Origin of the sequence: Blautia sp. DFI.3.45 (assembly GCF_020593505.1) — a bacterium.
Classification (GTDB): domain Bacteria; phylum Bacillota; class Clostridia; order Lachnospirales; family Lachnospiraceae; genus Blautia_A; species Blautia_A wexlerae.
The window spans coordinates 86,985-104,934 of sequence record NZ_JAJDMI010000008.1 but is presented as its reverse complement, the minus strand read 5'-3'; the positions used below and the strand labels follow the sequence as shown (position 1 = coordinate 104,934).

The 17,950-nt window shown below is 41.0% G+C and carries 25 protein-coding genes; 1 reads left to right on the top strand and 24 read right to left on the bottom strand.

Annotated elements, in window-relative coordinates:
- Positions 1-84: 84 nt before the first annotated feature.
- Complete coding sequence (locus LJE09_RS04980; RefSeq protein ID WP_019162473.1) at positions 85-312, bottom strand: hypothetical protein; 228 nt, start codon at positions 310-312, stop codon at positions 85-87.
- Between the two features lie 350 nt (positions 313-662).
- Here LJE09_RS04980 and LJE09_RS04975 point away from each other — a divergent pair, with 350 nt between their 5' ends.
- Entirely contained in the window at positions 663-1,235 is a 573-nt protein-coding gene (locus LJE09_RS04975) for a xanthine phosphoribosyltransferase (protein ID WP_008707300.1), read from the top strand.
- 47 nt (positions 1,236-1,282) lie between these two features.
- On the opposite strand, the gene LJE09_RS04970 is transcribed toward LJE09_RS04975, so the two are convergent.
- From LJE09_RS04970 to rplE, 23 genes are all read right to left on the bottom strand, one after another.
- A complete protein-coding gene (locus LJE09_RS04970) occupies positions 1,283-2,797 on the bottom strand; it encodes a substrate-binding domain-containing protein (RefSeq protein ID WP_020994113.1) in 1,515 nt (504 codons plus the stop codon).
- A 25-nt stretch (positions 2,798-2,822) separates the two neighbouring features.
- Entirely contained in the window at positions 2,823-3,464 is a 642-nt protein-coding gene (locus LJE09_RS04965) for a hypothetical protein (RefSeq protein ID WP_173721275.1), read from the bottom strand.
- Positions 3,465-3,466: 2 nt separating this feature from the next.
- Positions 3,467-4,189 (bottom strand): type 1 glutamine amidotransferase, encoded by a 723-nt coding sequence (locus LJE09_RS04960; protein ID WP_008707293.1) that lies wholly within the window; start codon positions 4,187-4,189, stop codon positions 3,467-3,469.
- Positions 4,189-5,523, bottom strand: a complete 1,335-nt coding sequence (locus LJE09_RS04955) for a MurT ligase domain-containing protein (RefSeq protein ID WP_008707292.1) — start codon at positions 5,521-5,523, stop codon at positions 4,189-4,191. Before LJE09_RS04955 ends, LJE09_RS04960 begins: the two co-directional genes overlap by 1 nt.
- A gap of 330 nt (positions 5,524-5,853) precedes the next feature.
- Positions 5,854-6,741 carry a phosphatidylinositol-specific phospholipase C/glycerophosphodiester phosphodiesterase family protein gene (locus LJE09_RS04950; protein ID WP_022380204.1) on the bottom strand — a complete coding sequence of 296 codons (888 nt, stop codon included), beginning with the start codon at positions 6,739-6,741 and terminating at the stop codon, positions 5,854-5,856.
- Between the two features lie 283 nt (positions 6,742-7,024).
- Entirely contained in the window at positions 7,025-7,561 is a 537-nt protein-coding gene (locus LJE09_RS04945) for a bL17 family ribosomal protein (RefSeq protein ID WP_008707287.1), read from the bottom strand.
- Positions 7,562-7,699: 138 nt separating this feature from the next.
- The gene (locus LJE09_RS04940; RefSeq protein ID WP_008707285.1) at positions 7,700-8,659 is read right to left on the bottom strand and encodes a DNA-directed RNA polymerase subunit alpha; all 960 of its coding nucleotides are present in this window, start codon (positions 8,657-8,659) and stop codon (positions 7,700-7,702) included.
- A gap of 146 nt (positions 8,660-8,805) precedes the next feature.
- Entirely contained in the window at positions 8,806-9,399 is a 594-nt protein-coding gene (rpsD, locus tag LJE09_RS04935; protein WP_008707284.1) for a 30S ribosomal protein S4, read from the bottom strand.
- Positions 9,400-9,430: 31 nt separating this feature from the next.
- Positions 9,431-9,826 (bottom strand): 30S ribosomal protein S11, encoded by a 396-nt coding sequence (gene rpsK, locus LJE09_RS04930; RefSeq protein ID WP_008707283.1) that lies wholly within the window; start codon positions 9,824-9,826, stop codon positions 9,431-9,433.
- A gap of 162 nt (positions 9,827-9,988) precedes the next feature.
- A complete protein-coding gene (gene rpsM / locus LJE09_RS04925) occupies positions 9,989-10,357 on the bottom strand; it encodes a 30S ribosomal protein S13 (RefSeq protein ID WP_008707282.1) in 369 nt (122 codons plus the stop codon).
- A gap of 321 nt (positions 10,358-10,678) precedes the next feature.
- Positions 10,679-10,792, bottom strand: a complete 114-nt coding sequence (rpmJ, locus tag LJE09_RS04920; RefSeq protein WP_003497809.1) for a 50S ribosomal protein L36 — start codon at positions 10,790-10,792, stop codon at positions 10,679-10,681.
- 475 nt (positions 10,793-11,267) lie between these two features.
- Positions 11,268-11,486 carry a translation initiation factor IF-1 gene (gene infA / locus LJE09_RS04915; RefSeq protein WP_005428560.1) on the bottom strand — a complete coding sequence of 73 codons (219 nt, stop codon included), beginning with the start codon at positions 11,484-11,486 and terminating at the stop codon, positions 11,268-11,270.
- A 25-nt stretch (positions 11,487-11,511) separates the two neighbouring features.
- A complete protein-coding gene (map, locus tag LJE09_RS04910) occupies positions 11,512-12,267 on the bottom strand; it encodes a type I methionyl aminopeptidase (RefSeq protein WP_008707279.1) in 756 nt (251 codons plus the stop codon).
- Positions 12,268-12,299: 32 nt separating this feature from the next.
- The gene (locus LJE09_RS04905) at positions 12,300-12,944 is read right to left on the bottom strand and encodes an adenylate kinase (RefSeq protein ID WP_008707277.1); all 645 of its coding nucleotides are present in this window, start codon (positions 12,942-12,944) and stop codon (positions 12,300-12,302) included.
- Positions 12,945-13,013: 69 nt separating this feature from the next.
- On the bottom strand, positions 13,014-14,330 hold the full coding sequence (secY, locus tag LJE09_RS04900; RefSeq protein ID WP_008707275.1) for a preprotein translocase subunit SecY: 1,317 nt from the start codon (positions 14,328-14,330) through the stop codon (positions 13,014-13,016).
- Positions 14,330-14,770 (bottom strand): 50S ribosomal protein L15, encoded by a 441-nt coding sequence (gene rplO / locus LJE09_RS04895; protein ID WP_008707274.1) that lies wholly within the window; start codon positions 14,768-14,770, stop codon positions 14,330-14,332. The genes secY and rplO overlap by 1 nt, the downstream gene beginning before the upstream one ends.
- A gap of 143 nt (positions 14,771-14,913) precedes the next feature.
- Positions 14,914-15,096, bottom strand: a complete 183-nt coding sequence (gene rpmD / locus LJE09_RS04890; protein WP_008707273.1) for a 50S ribosomal protein L30 — start codon at positions 15,094-15,096, stop codon at positions 14,914-14,916.
- A gap of 15 nt (positions 15,097-15,111) precedes the next feature.
- Positions 15,112-15,621 (bottom strand): 30S ribosomal protein S5, encoded by a 510-nt coding sequence (gene rpsE / locus LJE09_RS04885; RefSeq protein WP_008707272.1) that lies wholly within the window; start codon positions 15,619-15,621, stop codon positions 15,112-15,114.
- 18 nt (positions 15,622-15,639) lie between these two features.
- On the bottom strand, positions 15,640-16,008 hold the full coding sequence (gene rplR / locus LJE09_RS04880; protein WP_008707271.1) for a 50S ribosomal protein L18: 369 nt from the start codon (positions 16,006-16,008) through the stop codon (positions 15,640-15,642).
- Between the two features lie 17 nt (positions 16,009-16,025).
- Entirely contained in the window at positions 16,026-16,565 is a 540-nt protein-coding gene (rplF, locus tag LJE09_RS04875; RefSeq protein WP_025579624.1) for a 50S ribosomal protein L6, read from the bottom strand.
- Between the two features lie 88 nt (positions 16,566-16,653).
- Positions 16,654-17,055, bottom strand: coding sequence for a 30S ribosomal protein S8 (rpsH, locus tag LJE09_RS04870; RefSeq protein WP_008707269.1), 402 nt, complete (start codon positions 17,053-17,055; stop codon positions 16,654-16,656).
- A 143-nt stretch (positions 17,056-17,198) separates the two neighbouring features.
- Entirely contained in the window at positions 17,199-17,384 is a 186-nt protein-coding gene (locus tag LJE09_RS04865; protein ID WP_008707268.1) for a type Z 30S ribosomal protein S14, read from the bottom strand.
- A 15-nt stretch (positions 17,385-17,399) separates the two neighbouring features.
- The gene (gene rplE, locus LJE09_RS04860; protein ID WP_008707267.1) at positions 17,400-17,939 is read right to left on the bottom strand and encodes a 50S ribosomal protein L5; all 540 of its coding nucleotides are present in this window, start codon (positions 17,937-17,939) and stop codon (positions 17,400-17,402) included.
- Positions 17,940-17,950 lie beyond the last annotated feature (11 nt).

The window sequence follows — 17,950 nt, the reverse complement described above, 5'->3', positions numbered from 1 at the left end:
CTGTCTTTATATCCTCACACACTGTCTGTGGCTTTCCTGCTTACAGCACTTCCGTACAGCGTAAATGATATTATACCACATTTGTCAAATTTCTGTAAAGGAGCAACGCTGTTTTATTTGTGAAGTCGTAATATCAAAAATAATGGTTCCATCCTCCAGGACAGTTTTTTCATAGGAAACTTCTTTTCCTTTGAATTTATTTCTGATATATTCTTCCGGATCCTCAAGTTCCAGCTCTTCCACAAAAACATCACGCATCTGATTCCGCGGACATTTATTAAAAATTTCCCATATCAGTTCATATTCTTTCATATTCCATCTCCAGTCCGTAAGACGGATATTCACAATCCGTTTCACTATTTAGCCCTCTTCGGCTGATTTACGGCAATCTGCACAGATTGTCCTGCGGTTTTTCCCAACCAGTCTGAGACTATTATAATTATTTTTAGATTTTTTGTCAAAAATAATTGCATGAAGACGAATTATAGCGTATCATAGTCTATAATTATCAAAACAGCAATGTTACTGTTCATTTTGCAGCCTGATGTTTTTGAATTCTGCATATTCACAGTAACTGTAACTATTCAGTACTTTCGGGAAGCAGTGTACCGGATAGTTACCGACAGCTACAAACTAATTACATATATAAAGGAGAGAAATCTATGAAGCTTTTAAAAGACCGAATTCTTAAGGATGGAGTTGTAAAACCGGGAAATATTTTAAAAGTAGACAGTTTCTTAAATCATCAGATGGATATTACCCTCATCAATGAAATCGGCAAAGAATTCAAACGCCGCTTCTCCGACTGTCCAATCACAAAAATCCTTACAATTGAAGCATCCGGTATCGGTATCGCCTGTATTGCTGCACAGTACTTTGATGTACCTGTAGTTTTTGCCAAGAAAGCACAGAGCGTGAATCTGGATGGAGCAATGTATACAACTAAAGTAGAATCTTTCACTCATAAGAAAGTATATGATGTGATCCTTTCCAAGAAGTTTCTCGGACCTGAAGATCATGTACTTCTGATTGATGATTTCCTTGCTAACGGATGTGCACTTCTCGGCCTGATCGATATTGTTAAGAAATCAGGGGCAACTCTTGAAGGAGCCGGTATTGTTATTGAGAAAGGATTCCAGCATGGCGGTCAGGAGATCCGCGATATGGGAATACGTCTTGAATCTCTTGCCATTGTTGATTCCATGACAGACGATTCCTTAACCTTCAGAGATTAACTATAAAAGGATGGGAAAACCCATCCTTTTTTTGTTCTATGAATTCTTTATTTTTTCTGATCTGATGTTTTCTCCACTTTTGAGTTATCTTCGGAATCATAGATCAGATTTTCTCTCGTTTCACCTTCTGATTTATCTTCTGTTTCGGGAGTTGGTGTCACTTCTTTTGAATCTTCCTCTGAGGCTGTCTTTAATGTCACTTTCGGCACAGGTGTTGCCTCTGGCGCAGGTGTGGGATCAGGAGCGATCTCATCTTCCGTATAAGTTCCGTTATCCACAAGAATCTGATAATTATCCTTGTCGATCATCTGTGCTCCACATGTAAAAGTTCCCACAATCTTTACTCCGTTATCATACTGTGAATAATCTTTTACGTCAACTTTCTCTCCTGTCAGATAGTCAATGGCCATCTGTGCTCCGCCCTTAGCCAGTTCCTTACGGTCCATAAACATGGTAAATGACATTTTACCTGCTGCAATATCCTTTACTGCCTGTGCCTCACTTCCATATCCTGTGATCATCGGCCATTCATCACTTCCCGGTTCCAGACCACTGTCACTTAAAATTTCCTCTGCAGCATAAGCAAATCCGTCATATGCAGTACAGATAATATCCGGAGCCTTCTCCTCTGCATAAAACTCACTTATAATCGAATCAAGTTTTGTCTTTGCAGATGTCTCGCTCCATCTCATGATTCCTGTATCATCAAATGACGTATTTCCGGATTTACATACAAGTGTTCCATCATCCAGATATTCCTGAAGCCCTTCCTGGATTCCATTACACAGAAACAGTGCAGCATTGTCATCCGGAGATCCCATGAGAAATTCTATTGTATAAGACTTCTTATCCTCTCTGGCTTTATCCAGATCCATTTTTTTGATAATTTCTTTGGCAATATCCTTTCCTATTGCTCTGGTATCATAAGTTGCATAATAATTGATATCCGCAGTATCCCGGATCAGACTGTCATAGGAAATAACCGGTATTTCCTGCTCTTTGGCAGTTTTCAGGATATCTGTCAGACCATAGGAATCTACCGGATCAATGATCAGGGCAGAAACCTGCTCATCAATAAATTCCTGAATCTGGGAAATCTGAAGCGCAGGATCGCCGCCGGCATTCTTCACATCTGCCTCATATCCTCCATCTTCAATCTGCGAAGTCATCTCTTCGCTGTCAATTTTTGCATCCTCATCGTCATCAGAAAGAAGCACACCTATCTTTCCGGCAGAAGCTTCCGTTACCTCAGCATCTTCCTCTGATTCATCATCTGAATCTTTTCCTGAAGAATCTCCGTCTTCTTCCTCCTTCACTGATGTCTCTTTATTGTCTTCGTCTGATTTTGCACTGTCTCCTGCCTTGCTGCTGTCATCGGCATCAGAAGCATTTTTATTTTCTGCCTCTACTTTTTCACCTTCCTCAGTTACTTCGCCTACGCCCTCTTCTTCTACCTGGGCGCTTTCATTTGCTGCTTCTTTTGCCTCATTCTTCCCGCAGGCAGACAGGAACATGGAGGATACCATTATTCCAAGCAGAATAGCTGTTGCTCTTCTTTTCATAATACGATCCTTTCTGATATCATATTTATTTATCAATTCCCTTATAATCTTTTGCAATGTTCTTCAGATAATCCCGATAGGCAACGGCTGCTTTCTTTGGTTTCAGAATATGTACATTTCTTCCCATAGAAGTCAACCATCCAAAAAATGCCTTATCAACCACAACCTCAACAGTTACAATAAAATTATCCTCCCCCTTTATTTTGCAGAAAATCTCCGAGCCAAAGGTACGCTGGATTTTTTTCTTTGTAGAATTCTGACATACAAGCCTGATTTCTTTTATATTCTCTCCTGTTTGGGAGGGTATCGGAGCACTGATCTTTGCAGGTGCTTCAGATTCTTTTCCAATCTGTTCCTGCACATTTTCAGATTTCTCTCCTGTTTCGCCATCTGGCTGATGTATTATCGTATTATCCGCTTCTGTTTTATCTGAAGCGGATTTTTCCTCATAATATCCGCCTTCCCGTCCTCTTCTGTAATGTATATCCATTCCAAAATCACGCAGGGTTTCCATATCATCATAAATACTCTTTCGCTCAGCTCGAATCCCCTGTTCTTCCAGTTTTGCCAGAATCTCCTGCATGGTGACAGGATTTTGGCTGGTTGTCTCAGACAGCATTTTCTGCAGATACAGTATTTTTCCTTTTTGATTACATGATTTCGCCATAATTATCCTCTTACAAATCTATGGTATATATAGTCATTTGCTTCTTTTTCCTGACTGTCATCTAACGGTGTAAGTTCTGTTTCTTTTCCATACTTTCTTTCCAGCGCATGTTGAATGAGCCAGTCTGCAAGCTGCGGATTCTTCGGAAGTAACGGTCCATGCAGATAAGTCCCTATCACATTCTTATATACTACGCCTTCATAGCCTGACTTACCGTCATTTCCTGCACCGTAAAGTACTTTTCCCAGTGGTTTGTTATTATTAATGCAGGTTCTTCCTCCATGATTCTCAAATCCAACGATCGGCATATCAAACAGCTCACTCTGCAGAACGATATTCTGGATCAGACGGCCTTCGCCCTGCTCTGTATACAAGTCTACCAGGTCCAGTCCTTTCATGTTTCCCTGATCTGTTTTGTAATACTTCCCAAGTAACTGATAGCCACCGCAGATTGCAATGACAACGCCGTTATCTTCCACATAAGCCTTAAAATCCGGTTGGATTTTCTGTAGCTTCTCACATACGATCATCTGTTCTCTGTCCGAACCGCCACCCAGAAGTACGATATCAAGCTTCGAGAAATCTATTTTATCATCCAGCTCAAACGGTATGGTCTCAGCCTCAATCCCACGCCACTGGCATCTCTTCATCAGACACTGGATATTACCTCTGTCACCGTAAAGATTCAGAAGATCCGGATATAAATGTCCTATTGTAATTTTCATTATTTCTCGCCCTCCAGTCTCTTCAGAATATTTCTGGTACTGAATAATGCTGTATAGTTTACCAGCACATACAGATTCCCCACTCCGTCCTCTACTCTGTCGCGGATTGCTTTCTCAACATCGCCCTCGAGGACAGACGGGATATCCACATATTTCAGCCGCAGACGCATATCCTGACAGCGGATACCGCTTACAGTAATAGATTTCACTGAATCATTTCCGAGAAGATCAAAGTCAACATCCCAGAGCCAGGAAATATCTGTTCCATCCTGAGCATTATCATTGATCGCAATAATAATGTCCTTCGGTGCCTGATCCTGCATCACTGCGGAAATATTCTGATTAAATCCCGCCGGATTCTTGGCAAGATTTAAGGTTACTCCTGTTCCCTTAATGCGAAACTGCTCCATACGTCCGTTTTCCGGATTAAATCTGCGGAGCATATCCCCGAAATGCTCTCCCGCAAATCCCGCAGTCCTCACTCCCGCATAAGCTGCCAGTATATTATACACATTATAAAATCCCTTATAATTTGCTACAATGTGTTTTCCTTCTACACAAAAGCTAAGCTGGTCGCCTACCTTTACATCCTCCGCATCAAAATCCGGCTTCGGTCTTGCAAATCCGCATTTTGGACAATAATAATCTCCCAGCTGGCTGTAATGATAGAAACGATATTCCAGTTTTTCACCGCATCGCTTACAGAAACGTCCCTCCCTGATTTCATTTGCCGCAGATTTGATCACCGGTTTACTGATACCATAAGTTACATATGGATTCCCGGAATCCATGGCAAGATATGCGGATAATGCATCATCACCGTTTACAATAATCTGCATCTTCGGAACCTTGCGCATCATTTCTTCCAGAATGTTCATAGTGATATCAATCTCTCCGTATCTGTCAAGCTGGTCGCGGAAAAGATTTGTCAGAAGCATATAGTCCGGTTTGATTCTCGGAAAAATATGTCTGGTGGATGCTTCATCGGCCTCAATGCATGCATAGTCCGCATCAATTTTACCATTCCATTTCGAAGCCAGCACAAATGCGGCAACAACTCCATTGAGCATATTGGAACCTGTATGGTTACAGATTACTTTCTGTCCTTCCGCTTCCAGTGCCGCACAGAGCATATTGTTGGTAGTTGTCTTTCCATTTGTACCGCAGGTTGCAAAAATAGCCTTTCGTACCTGTGAGGAAAGCTGTTCCAGAATGTCCGGACAGATCTTAATCGCCACTTTTCCTGCCCAGGTCACACCCTGTCTTCCCATTTTCTTACATACGTATCCTACAAATTTTGCTGCACAGACAGCAATCATTACTCTTATTTTCATTGTGTATGATAATTTCCTTTATAAATATAATCTTTGTTATTGCCGCTTATTTGTTTCAACTCACAGTCGGTAATTTCACAGAGTCTGACGTGTCAACAACATACTGACTGTGGTTTGCCTCATGTCAGTGGGAGATACCGATTTCTCTCCGCCCGCCACTGCCGTTCATTTTCTTATTTGCAATTCATCTACCACCTATAGAGGAGGGAGAATTCTTGCTATATCCTGTTAAAATTCTTTTTGCTCCTGATATCTTTACCCTTATTCATTCCGGAACAGCTATAGCTATAATAATCCTCTATGATCATTTCATAATGCCGGCAGAACAACTCAGTTAAACATAGTATCCTGCAAATAGTCTGAGCATACACCTGCCGCACCCTCTTGCATATAATATTGTGCTTCTTTCAGGTCATTCACAGTATAAATATATAACCTGATTCCTTTTTTGTCAAAAATCTTCTGCACATCCTCTGACCAGTATTTATAGTAGACTGTAGCTGCCTGAATATTCTTTTCTCTGCAAAATGCCGCAATTTCAGTCAGTTCTTTAATAGAGTATTCCTGCCATAAAGAATAAATATATCCTGGAAAATCGTACAGCAGTGCTGTTCCGGCAAACATTGCCTGGTTATAAATTTCCGGTATGACCTGCCGCATCACATCCGGGACACCGGCAGCCTCTGCCAGTTCAATATAGTCTGCATAATCTTCCACTGTTTTCTGATAATTACGGAGAGAATACTGTTTGGAATCCAGCATCACAAAAGCGTCCGGATAATCACTCAGCAGAACCAGCAGATCTTCAAATGTTATAGGCGTATATTTTCCATAAATAGGCCGGGATAAGAATTCCTCTGAGGACAGAACTTTCTTTTCATCGCCCTCCCATTGTCCAAGAGACTGATACCAGCTATGGCGGCACACCCATACATTGTCAGATGTCTTCACAAGATCAACTTCAAACAACCTGCACCCCATCTGATAGCCTGCCAGAAAACTCTCTTTTGAATTCAGATAGGTTTTATCACCAATCCCTCCCAGTGCATGTGCGATCGTTTTATAATTTTCCCACTTAAATTCAGGTGTGGTGGCAGATATGGAATAAGCATCATTTCCCCACAGAAACAGTGTAACAGCCAGTAATTCCACCAACAACAAAAACATCCTGATGAAATAACCAAATCCTGATCGTTTCTTTTTCGTATTCTGCCTCAATTTTTCAATCTCCTGCCGGTCATTTGTATTCCTCGCTTATCTTTTGCTCTCGTATTTTGTAACAGTCCAATGTCTTATTTAACACTTCTTCATCAATATGGTTTTTATATACTCTACGATTTTACGCTATCTGGCTCAAATAATCAAGGGTAATAAACGGTTATGTTACAAGGAAGTGATTTCCTATAGCATAACAAAAAAACTGCATATATACGGCATGAACACCATACATATGCAGTCTTATCATCGTCTGGACAAATATAAAATCGAAAATCTGGCTGGATTATACTAATTCGATCAGTACTTCCATTGCAGCATCGCCTTTACGCGGTCCGATCTTAACGATTCTTGTGTAACCACCGTTACGGTCAGCGTATTTTGGAGCGATCTCATCGAACATCTTAGCAACCATATCTACGTCTTTAGTGTTTTTCTTTCTTCCGGCACCCTTTGCAGGTACTTCTTTAACCGGGTAGAAAACTTTCATCATCTGACGACGAGCGTGAAGTCTGGAAGGAGCATCTTTCTTGATCTCTTTCTGTACTTCATCGTATACAGTTTTCTTCTTTCCGTCAACAACTTCTTTTACTCTCTTGCCTTCAGCATCTTTACGAGCAACTTTAGCAGTTACAGTAACAGTTTCGAAGTTATCTTTTTCACGAACAGCCATAGCTACAAGGCCTTCTGCGATTTTACGGATTTCTTTTGCTTTAGCTTCTGTAGTAACAATTTTTCCATGATATAAAAGGCTTGTTACCTGGCTTCTCAGTAATGCTTTTCTCTGGTCAGAAGTTCTGCTTAATTTTCTATATTTTGCCATTTAATTTTCCTCCATCTGTGGGACAGCCGGGCACGCTTGTTCGGTCTTACTGTCCGACTGCTTAGGCATCCCCACCGTATAATATCTCTTTGCTAACTGGTTATTGTTCCCTTAGAGAACCAATAACCTGATCAATTCTTACTCTTCTGCAGGCTGAAGCTGTAAGCCCAGCTCTTTCAGTTTCGCAAGAACTTCTTCTAATGATTTACGTCCAAGGTTACGAACCTTCATCATATCATCAGAAGTCTTGTTACATAATTCTTCAACTGTATTAATACCGGCTCTCTTCAAGCAGTTATAGGAACGAACAGATAACTCAAGTTCATCAATGCTCATTTCCAGGACTTTTTCTTTCTCATTGTCTTCTTTCTCGATCATAACCTCAGCGGTCTTTGCATTCTCGGAAAGGTCAATGAAAAGGCTCAAGTGCTCGCTTAATACTTTTGCTGCAAGGCTTACCGCCTCATCCGGATCAAGTGTACCGTTTGTATACACATCCAGTGTCAGCTTATCATAATCGGTTACCTGACCAACACGTGTATTCTCTACAGTCATGTTGACTCTGTCTACCGGTGTATAGATAGCATCAACTGCAAGTACACCAATCGGCATATCATCAGATTTACCTTTATCAGCACTGATATATCCGCGGCCTTTTGTAATAGTAAGCTCCATAGCAAGTCTGCAGTCCTTGCCACCGTTTAAAGTAGCAATCACCTGATCCGGATTCATGATCTCGATATCCTGATCAGCCTGGATATCAGCTGCAGTTACAACACCTTTTCCTTCACATTCGATGTATGCGGTTTTCGGCTCATTGTCTGTGCTGTGGTTCTTAATAGCAAGGCTCTTCAGATTCATGATAATATCGCTCACGTCTTCTTTTACGCCCGGAATGGAGCTGAATTCGTGAAGCACACCATCAATTTTAACCTGGCTTACAGCTGCACCCGGCAGGGAAGACAGCATAATTCTTCTTAAAGAATTTCCAAGTGTAGTTCCATATCCTCTTTCCAGAGGCTCAACTACGAATCTGCCAAATTTTTTATCTTCAGATAATTCGGTAATCTCGATCTTAGGTTTATTAAAATCAAACACTATAGGGTTCCCTCCTTCTGGGTTAATAAAAGTTTGAGGGGTATTCATTCAAATACTACAATTCAGCGGAAGATAATAATCAACCACTGAATCGTATAAATAATAGAAATATTACCAGGTAATTTTCTATGATATAATCCTATGGATTATTTGGAGTACAACTCGACGATAAGCATCTCGTTTACAGGAACATCAATTGCTTCTCTGTTAGGAAGTTCTTTTACAGTTCCTTTTAAGTTCTCCTGATCTACATCGATCCATTCCGGAACAAGACGTCCGCCAGTTACTTCAAGGATACCTTTGTATCTTTCAGAACCTTTGGATTTTTCTCTGATCTCGATCTGATCACCGGCTTTTACAAGGTAGGAAGGAATGTTTACACATTTTCCGTTTACAAGTACATGCTTGTGGTCAACAATCTGACGAGCTTCTTTTCTTGTTCTTGCAAATCCCATACGGAATACTACATTGTCAAGTCTGCTCTCAAGAAGGATCATAAGGTTTGCACCAGTCTGTCCAGGCATTCTGTCAGCTTTGTCGTAGTAGTTGTGGAAAGGTTTTTCCAGAACTCCGTAGATGAATTTTGCTTTCTGTTTTTCTCTTAACTGTAAACCATACTCAGACATTTTACGATTTGCACGTTTTAACTGTCTTGTGGATTTTTTATCAATTCCTAAATAAATCGGATCCAGGCCAAGGGATCTGCATCTTTTCAGAACAGGCACTCTATTTACTGCCATTTCTCAAATACCTCCTAATATTCTAAATCAATTAGACTCTTCTGCGTTTTGGTGGGCGGCAACCGTTGTGTGGTACCGGAGTTACGTCGCGGATGCTTGTTACTTCCAGTCCGCAAGCCTGAAGGGCACGGATTGCAGCTTCACGTCCAGAACCTGGTCCTTTTACCATAACATCTACAGTTTTCAAACCATGAATAAGTGCAGCTTTTGTTGCAGTCTCAGCTGCCATCTGTGCTGCATAAGGAGTAGATTTTCTTGAACCTCTAAATCCAAGACCACCAGCACTTGCCCATGAAAGAGCGTTTCCTTCATTGTCAGTCAGAGTAACAATTGTATTGTTGAAAGAAGACTGAATATGTGCCTGTCCGTGTTCAACGTTTTTCTTGACACGACGTTTTGCAGTCGCTTTTTTAGTCACTTTAGCCATTTTAAAACTAACCTACACTTTCCTATTTATCAATCAAATATATGTTACAAGAAACACCATGTCCACTAAATTCATTTCCTCGCTTCGCTCGTCATTCATCAAGTGTCCATGCAAGCTTCCTCATAAGATCAGCCTACGCTTATCAGATGTTTAAAGCTTTATTTATTTCTTCTTATTAGCTACTGTTCTCTTAGGACCTTTACGTGTTCTGGCGTTGGTCTTAGTCTTCTGACCACGAACCGGAAGTCCTTTACGATGACGGATACCTCTGTAGCATCCGATTTCCTGCAGTCTCTTAATGTTGAGGGCGATTTCTCTACGAAGGTCACCTTCTACTGTCATTGTTTCATCAATAACTGCGCTGAGTCTCTTTACTTCGTCATCAGTCAAATCTCTGACACGTGTGTCAGGATTAACTTCTGCCTTTGCAAGGATCTTGTCTGCGCTTGGTCTACCAATACCATAAATGTAGGTAAGACCGATTTCAATACGTTTTTCTCTTGGTAAGTCTACACCAGCTATACGAGCCATGTACTGTTTCCTCCATCTTCTACTTTGAAAGTCCTTAATGCCTGTACATCACTTACCCTCGCAAATTCTCTCACTCAAGTAAGGTGAAATGGGATGTATCGGACACATCACTTCCTTATTTCTCAGTTCCTAATTGGGGTGCCTCGGTAAAACACCCAGCTGCAATTGGCGAAAAGCAGCCTTTCCGAATTACTGCGGCCAACGGGCCAACGTTGCCTCTCGGTATTAGGCAATACATGCTAAAACTATCTTAACAGTCTGAACAACCCTTCCGGGCGTCTCACACTGCAGCCGCACGTTATACAAACTTTAAACCGTCAATCAACCCTGACGCTGTTTGTGTTTTGGATTCTCACAGATTACTCTGATAGATCCTTTTCTTTTAATGATCTTGCATTTTTCGCAGATCGGCTTTACAGATGATCTTACTTTCACTGGAAATCCTCCTTCCGTAAATTCATTAAAATCTGCAGTTTTTTGAGCGCACAAATACAATATACTCACGCGTTCGGCTTATATATTATCACAGCAAAATATAAAATGCAAGCACTTTTTTGAATAAAATCACATTTTTTCATTTTCTCCCCCAATCATCCATTTATACTTCCCACTGCCAACATACAGCGTAGAAAAATAATTCATTTCATGTGCATTTGCAGGCATCTTAGATATTCTTAGCTCTCAGAAATCTGCGTTATGAGAAAATCAGGTCACTGTCTGAGCGAAGCGAGTTTGACCTGATTTCCTCATGCTTTTAGCAGATTTATGAAAGCTTAGAATATCTTAGATGCCGAAACCGCACATGAAATGAATTATTTTTCTACGCGTCCCCCTTTACAGCACAAAAAAAGAGAACCAGATCCCTCCAGCTCTCTTTCTCATCACTGCACCAACTGCAGTCCAATATTTCTTACTTATCTCTCCAGATAATCCTGCCCTTAGACAGATCATACGGAGACAGTTCAATCGTAACTTTATCTCCGGGAAGAATACGAATAAAATTCATACGTAACTTACCACTGATATGTGCAAGCACCACATGTTTGTTCTCCAGTTCCACTTTAAACATCGCATTAGGCAGCTTTTCCAGAACAGTGCCTTCCACTTCGATTACATCTGCTTTTGACATTTTAAACCTCCTGTATGTCGTCCAATTATTTCGTAAGAGTCAGAATCTCCGGATCTCCGTCTGTAATAAGAATCGTATTCTCATAATGAGCAGAAAGAGAACCATCCATAGTTACAACAGTCCACTCATCATCCAGCCATGCCACATCTGCACGTCCCAGATTGATCATAGGCTCTACAGCAAGTGTCATACCCGGCATCAGACGAACTCCTCTTCGCTTCTGCGGAAAATTCGGGATCTGCGGATCCTCATGAAGGTGAGTGCCGATTCCATGTCCAACCAGGTCGCGGACAATCCCATAATGATATTTGGCAGCATGAGCACCGATTGCCTTGGAAATATCATTCAGATGATTTCCCGCACGTGCGGCCTTGAGTCCCTCAAAGAAACACTCTCTGGTCACATCCATCAGCTTACGTGCCTGCGGTGAAACTTCACCGACAGCATAAGTCCTCGCTGCATCAGAATGATACCCCTTATAAATAAGACCGGCATCAATCTTTACAAGATCTCCCTCCTGAATGATCTTCTCTTCAGACGGGATCCCATGAACTACCTCATCATTCAGACTGATACAGAATGACGCCGGAAACCCTCCGTAGTTCAGGAAATTCGGGATGCATCCCAGATCACGTATCATCTGTTCTCCGATACGGTCAATCTCCTTTGTGCTCACTCCCGGTTTAATGTAAGGGATCAGACCATCATGCACTTTTTCAAGCAGATGACCTGCCTCCCTCATAAGTTCAATTTCATGTTCTGTCTTGATAGAAACCGACATTTTACCTCCAGATGGTGTTTAAAAACACCCAATTACTCTCCCAGGATGGCAACAATATCTGCAAATACTTCTTCAAGATCTTTTGTACCATCCACTGATTTTAAAATTCCCTCTTTAGTATAATAATCGATCAGCGGCTGTGTCTGCTCATGATATACGTTAAGACGTTTCTGAACTGTTTCAGGCTGGTCATCATCACGAAGCACCAGTTTCTCTCCACAGGTATCACAAACGCCCTCAACCTTCGGTGCTGCATGTACAACATGATAAGTAGCACCACATTTCAGGCAGGCACGTCTTCCGGACATACGGTTTACAATATTGGAATCCGGAACATCCACATCGATTGCATAATCAACTTTACTTCCCAGTTTGTTCAGAGCCTCTGTTAAGCACTCTGCCTGAGGAATTGTTCTTGGAAAACCATCCAGCACATAACCATTTGCTGCATCCGGCTGTTGTATTCTGTCCACAACCAGATCACAGGTCAGTTCATCAGGTACGAGAAGTCCCTGATCCATATAAGTTTTTGCTTTTTTACCCAGTTCTGTTCCATTTTTAATGTTTGCGCGGAAAATATCTCCGGTAGAAATATGCGGAATCTGATATTTCGCAGCAATTTTCTTCGCCTGAGTCCCTTTTCCTGCCCCCGGTGCACCCAACATAATGATTTTCATAAGTTATACCCTCCGTTTTCTTTTTTAGCAAATCAAGGCTGTGATGCCATGCACCACAACCTCTCATTTTTAATTGTTCAGAAAGCCTTTGTAATTACGTACGAGAAGCTGTGACTCAATCTGTTTCACAGTTTCGAGGATAACACCAACAATAATGATGATAGATGTACCACCGAATGAAACATTCGCTCCGAATACACCATTAAAGATGAACGGAATCACGCACACAATGATAAGACCTACTGCACCTATAAATATAATATAATTTAAGATATTAGTCAAATAGTCTGACGTAGGTTTTCCAGGACGAATACCCGGAATAAATCCACCCTGCTTTTTGATATTATCTGCTACTTCCAGAGGATTGAATGTAATGGAAGTATAGAAATATGCAAAGAAAACACAAAGTACGATGTAAAGAACCAATCCCCATGTATACTGGAGCTGTTTCGGATTACACCAGTTATTGGAAGAAAGACCACGAATAATCTCACTTCCGATTCCTGTACCATTACCTTTTCCTGTTAACTGCGCAATGACAGCCGGGAAAGACATAATGGAGGATGCAAAGATTACCGGGATAACACCGGCGGTGTTAACCTTCAGCGGAATATTGGTGGACTGACCGCCCATCAGCTTTCTTCCAACCATTTTCTTGGAATACTGAACCGGAATTCTTCTCTCTGCTCCGTTAAGGATAAGTACCAGAACTACTACCAGAAGAATAACGGCTGCAATGATCAGTCCTGCAAGAGTACCCTTTGCAATCGTTTTTCCTTTAATAAAGTTCTCATACAGTAATGTCAGGTCGCTTGGTACTCTGGAAATGATATTAATGGTAAGTACGATGGAAATACCATTTCCAACGCCTTTTTCCGTAATACGCTCACCGAGCCACATCAGCATAGCTGAACCGGCTGTAAGGCAGGCAACAACTACAACACCTTTAAAGAAGTCCAGATTCGGAATCATACCCTGACGTCCGAATCCGATTGCCATTGCGATTGACTCAAATAAAGCAAGACCTACGGTCACATAACGTGTGATCGCAGTCATCTTCTTTCTTCCCTCTTCACCATCTCTCTGCATTTCTTCCAGTGCCGGAATTGCAATGGTAAGAAGCTGAATGATAATGGAAGATGTAATATATGGTGTGATGTTTAATGCGAAAATTGACATTCTTTCAAATGAACCACCGGTAAATGCATCAAAGAAATTGAATGCATCACCGGCATTGCTGCTGAACCACTGTTTGAAGAAATCACTGTCAACTCCCGGTACCGGAATCTGGCAGCCGATACGGATGATAAAAATCATCCATATCAGATACAACAGCTTGCGTCTCATTTCTTTCACTCTAAAAACATTTTTAAGAGTTTCAAACATTAGATCACCTCTACTGTACCACCAGCAGCTTCAATTTTTGATTTTGCAGTCTCGCTGACAGCATTTACTTTGACATTAAGTTTCTTTGTCAGCTCACCGTTTCCAAGAATTTTAACGCCATCAGCGATCTTGGAGATTGCACCGCTTGCAAGTAAGCTTTCTGCTGTAACTTCTGCACCATCTTCAAAACGGTTCAGTACGTCAACGTTGATTGCAATAATCTCTTTTGTATTTCTGTTTTTGAATCCTCTCTTAGGCAGACGTCTGTATAAAGGCATCTGACCACCTTCAAATCCCGGTTTCTTGTGACCGGAACGAGCTAACTGTCCTTTGTGTCCTTTACCGGCTGTTTTACCGTTTCCAGAACCATGTCCACGGCCTCTTCTGAAGTTATCGCTGTGCTTAGAACCTTCTGCTGGTCTTAAGTTTGATAATTCCATGTTGGCACCTCCTTATTATTATTTCAAATCTATAAGTTCAGATTGTATTGTGTCTGAATATGTTTCTGTATGCTCCTGCCATTCTCTGCGAATAACAGGTTCATATCAGATCCATATCAGAATTCTCTCTGGTTAAATCGCAATTAAGCTTCTTCAACCTTTACCAGGTGCTGTACCTGCTGAATCATTCCTCTTGTTGCTGCGTTATCCGGCATTTCAACTGTTTTGTGCATTTTTGTAAGACCCATAGCTGCAACAGTTTTTTTGTGTTTCGGAACTGCACCAATAGGAGATTTTACTAATGTAACTTTTAATGTGTTTGCCATTTTTGTATTTCCTCCTTAAGCCAGAATCTCATCAACAGATTTTCCGCGAAGTCTAGCAACTTCTTCCGGAGTTTTTAACTGTCTTAAGCCTTCGATTGTTGCAAGAACAACGTTCTGTTTGTTTCTGGATCCCATACATTTTGTACGGATGTTTTTGATACCAGCTAACTCGATTACCGCACGGGCAGGACCGCCGGCGATAACTCCAGTACCTTCCGGAGCTCTCTTCAGAAGCATTTCAGCACTTCCGTATTTTCCAACGAAGTCATGTGTAATAGAGTTGTTTTCGTCTCTTGCTACTGTTACTAATTTCTTAATAGCATCCTCTTTTCCTTTGCGGATCGCTTCAGGAATTTCGGCTGCTTTACCTAAACCTGCACCAACGTGTCCGTTGCCGTCACCTACAACAACTAAAGCTGTGAAACGGAAGTTACGACCACCTTTAACAACCTTGGTAACACGCTTGATTGATACTACTTTATCTTCTAATTCTAACTGACTAGCATCAATAAGATTACGTTTCATGTGTTTCGCTCCTCCTTATTAGAATTTCAGCCCAGCTTCTCTTGCTGCGTCTGCCAGTGCTTTAACTTTACCGTGGTAGATATAGCCTCCTCTGTCGAAAACAACGCTTTCGATGCCAGCTTCAACAGCTTTCTTACCAATAACGGTTCCTAAATGTGCAGCAGCTGCTACATCATCAGTGTTCTCTAACTCAGCTCTTACTTCTTTCTGAAGAGTAGAAGCAGATACTAAAGTTTTTCCTACAGTGTCATCAATGATCTGAGCATAAATATGCTTGTTGGAACGAAATACTGCTAAACGTGGTGTTGTTGCAGTTCCGTTTAAATGATGACGTAATCTTCTATGCTTATTCTCACGAATTTTCGCTCTAGATGCCTTATTTACCATTTTCTCACCCTCCTGAATTATTTCTTACCAGTCTTACCAACTTTACGTCTGATAACTTCATCAACATACTTAATACCTTTACCTTTGTATGGCTCAGGTCTTCTCTTGTCTCTGATCTCAGCTGCAAACTGGCCGACTTTTTCTTTGCTGATACCGGATACGATAATCTTGTTACCATCTACTTTGGTTTCGATTCCGTCTGGATCTTCCATTTCTACCGGATGAGAATATCCAAGGCTAAGCACAAGCTTTTTGCCCTGTTTTGCTGCTTTATAACCTACACCGTTAACTTCAAGCTCTTTTGTATAGCCTTCGCTTACACCAACAACCATGTTGTGGATCAAGCTTCTTGTTAAACCGTGAAGAGATTTCATTTTCTTTAAGTCGTTTGGTCTGGATACTACTACATGACCATCTTCGACTTTGATTTCCATTTCTGTAGGAAGTGCTCTTTCGAGAGTTCCTTTTGGTCCTTTTACAGTTACTACGTTGCCTTCAGCGACAGTTACTTCTACGCCTGCAGGAATAGCAACCGGAAGTCTACCAATTCGTGACATATGTTTGTCCTCCTTACTTAGATTATCGGAGAGGATGTTTCATCCTCTCTGTTTTCAGTTTGTTCTCTATAAAAAATCTTGGTTCAAATTACCAAACGAATGCTAATACTTCGCCGCCAACCTGAAGTTTACGAGCTTCTTTATCAGTAATAACACCTTTGTTTGTAGAAAGAATTGCGATTCCAAGTCCACCAAGAACTTTTGGAAGCTGATCCTTACCTGCGTAGATACGAAGACCAGGTTTGGAAATTCTCTTTAAACCAGTGATGATTTTTTCGTTTTTGTCTTCACCGTATTTCAGTGTGATATGAAGAGTTTTAACAACTCCATCTTCAACTAAATCATATTTTGCAATATATCCTTCATCAACAAGGATGTTAGCAATTGCAGTTTTCATTTTGGATGCCGGAACATCTACTGTGTCATGTTTTGCAGTGTTTGCGTTACGGATTCTTGTAAGCATATCTGCGATTGGATCGCTCATTGTCATGTTAGTTTCCTCCTGTTATTCAGACTTTACATGTGCATATATATTAATTGTTTACATTGTTACCTGTTTTATCATAAATCTCGTTTGGACATATGATCGGACTGATAAATCAGCCGATCGTTTATTTTATTTAAATCCGGTTCCTACCAGGAAGCCTTCTTAACACCCGGGATCTGTCCCTTGTAAGCTAATTCACGGAAGCAGATTCTGCAGATTCCGTACTTTCTTAAAACAGAATGTGGACGTCCACAAATATTGCAACGTGTATATTCTCTTGTGGAGAATTTCTGTTTACGCTGCTGTTTGATTTTCATTGCTGTTTTAGCCATGAATCGTTCCTCCTATTATTTTGCAAACGGCATATTGAATAATGTCAGTAATTCACGAGCTTCTTCATCAGTCTTAGCTGTAGTAACGAAGATGATGTCCATACCTCTTACTTTGTCAACTTTGTCATATTCAACTTCCGGGAAGATCAGCTGCTCTTTGATACCCAGAGCGTAGTTTCCACGACCATCGAATGCGTTCGGGTTAACACCACGGAAGTCACGTACACGAGGAAGTGCAAGGTTGATCAGACGATCAGCGAACTCGTACATTTTTTCTCCTCTTAATGTAACTTTACAACCGATCGGCATACCCTCTCTGATTTTAAAGTTAGCGACAGATTTTTTAGCTTTAGTAGCGATTGCTTTCTGTCCTGTGATAAGTTCCATATCTGCGATTGCAGCATCAAGAAGCTTAGCGTTTTCTTTGGCTTCACCAACACCCATATTGATTACGATCTTGTCGAGTTTTGGCACTTCCATAACATTTTTGTATCCAAATTTTTTGGTCATGGCATCCATGATCTCATTTTTGTACATTTCTTTTAATCTACTCACTTGTCATGCCT

Excerpts from the sequence above, each read along its gene's own strand:
- LJE09_RS04960 (WP_008707293.1), bottom strand. The coding sequence starts at position 4,189 with ATGAAAATTACAATAGGACATTTATATCCGGATCTTCTGAATCTTTAC.
- LJE09_RS04980 (WP_019162473.1), bottom strand. The coding sequence starts at position 312 with ATGAAAGAATATGAACTGATATGGGAAATTTTTAATAAATGTCCGCGG.
- rpmD (WP_008707273.1), bottom strand. The coding sequence starts at position 15,096 with ATGGCAAACACATTAAAAGTTACATTAGTAAAATCTCCTATTGGTGCA.
- LJE09_RS04945 (WP_008707287.1), bottom strand. The coding sequence starts at position 7,561 with ATGGCAAAATATAGAAAATTAAGCAGAACTTCTGACCAGAGAAAAGCA.
- LJE09_RS04970 (WP_020994113.1), bottom strand. The coding sequence starts at position 2,797 with ATGAAAAGAAGAGCAACAGCTATTCTGCTTGGAATAATGGTATCCTCC.
- LJE09_RS04965 (WP_173721275.1), bottom strand. The coding sequence starts at position 3,464 with ATGGCGAAATCATGTAATCAAAAAGGAAAAATACTGTATCTGCAGAAA.
- rplR (WP_008707271.1), bottom strand. The coding sequence starts at position 16,008 with ATGGTAAATAAGGCATCTAGAGCGAAAATTCGTGAGAATAAGCATAGA.
- rplO (WP_008707274.1), bottom strand. The coding sequence starts at position 14,770 with ATGGAATTATCAAACTTAAGACCAGCAGAAGGTTCTAAGCACAGCGAT.
- rpsM (WP_008707282.1), bottom strand. The coding sequence starts at position 10,357 with ATGGCTCGTATAGCTGGTGTAGACTTACCAAGAGAAAAACGTATTGAA.
- secY (WP_008707275.1), bottom strand. The coding sequence starts at position 14,330 with ATGTTTGAAACTCTTAAAAATGTTTTTAGAGTGAAAGAAATGAGACGC.
- LJE09_RS04865 (WP_008707268.1), bottom strand. The coding sequence starts at position 17,384 with ATGGCTAAAACAGCAATGAAAATCAAACAGCAGCGTAAACAGAAATTC.
- rpsK (WP_008707283.1), bottom strand. The coding sequence starts at position 9,826 with ATGGCTAAAGTGACTAAAAAAGCGACTGCAAAACGTCGTGTCAAGAAA.
- map (WP_008707279.1), bottom strand. The coding sequence starts at position 12,267 with ATGTCGGTTTCTATCAAGACAGAACATGAAATTGAACTTATGAGGGAG.
- LJE09_RS04905 (WP_008707277.1), bottom strand. The coding sequence starts at position 12,944 with ATGAAAATCATTATGTTGGGTGCACCGGGGGCAGGAAAAGGGACTCAG.
- LJE09_RS04975 (WP_008707300.1), top strand. The coding sequence starts at position 663 with ATGAAGCTTTTAAAAGACCGAATTCTTAAGGATGGAGTTGTAAAACCG.
- infA (WP_005428560.1), bottom strand. The coding sequence starts at position 11,486 with ATGTCAAAAGCAGATGTAATCGAAGTGGAAGGCACTGTTCTGGAAAAG.
- rpsE (WP_008707272.1), bottom strand. The coding sequence starts at position 15,621 with ATGAAACGTAATCTTATTGATGCTAGTCAGTTAGAATTAGAAGATAAA.
- rpsH (WP_008707269.1), bottom strand. The coding sequence starts at position 17,055 with ATGACAATGAGCGATCCAATCGCAGATATGCTTACAAGAATCCGTAAC.
- rpsD (WP_008707284.1), bottom strand. The coding sequence starts at position 9,399 with ATGGCAGTAAATAGAGTGCCTGTTCTGAAAAGATGCAGATCCCTTGGC.
- LJE09_RS04955 (WP_008707292.1), bottom strand. The coding sequence starts at position 5,523 with ATGAAAATAAGAGTAATGATTGCTGTCTGTGCAGCAAAATTTGTAGGA.
- rplF (WP_025579624.1), bottom strand. The coding sequence starts at position 16,565 with ATGTCACGAATTGGTAGACTTCCGGTTGCTATTCCTGCAGGCGTAGAA.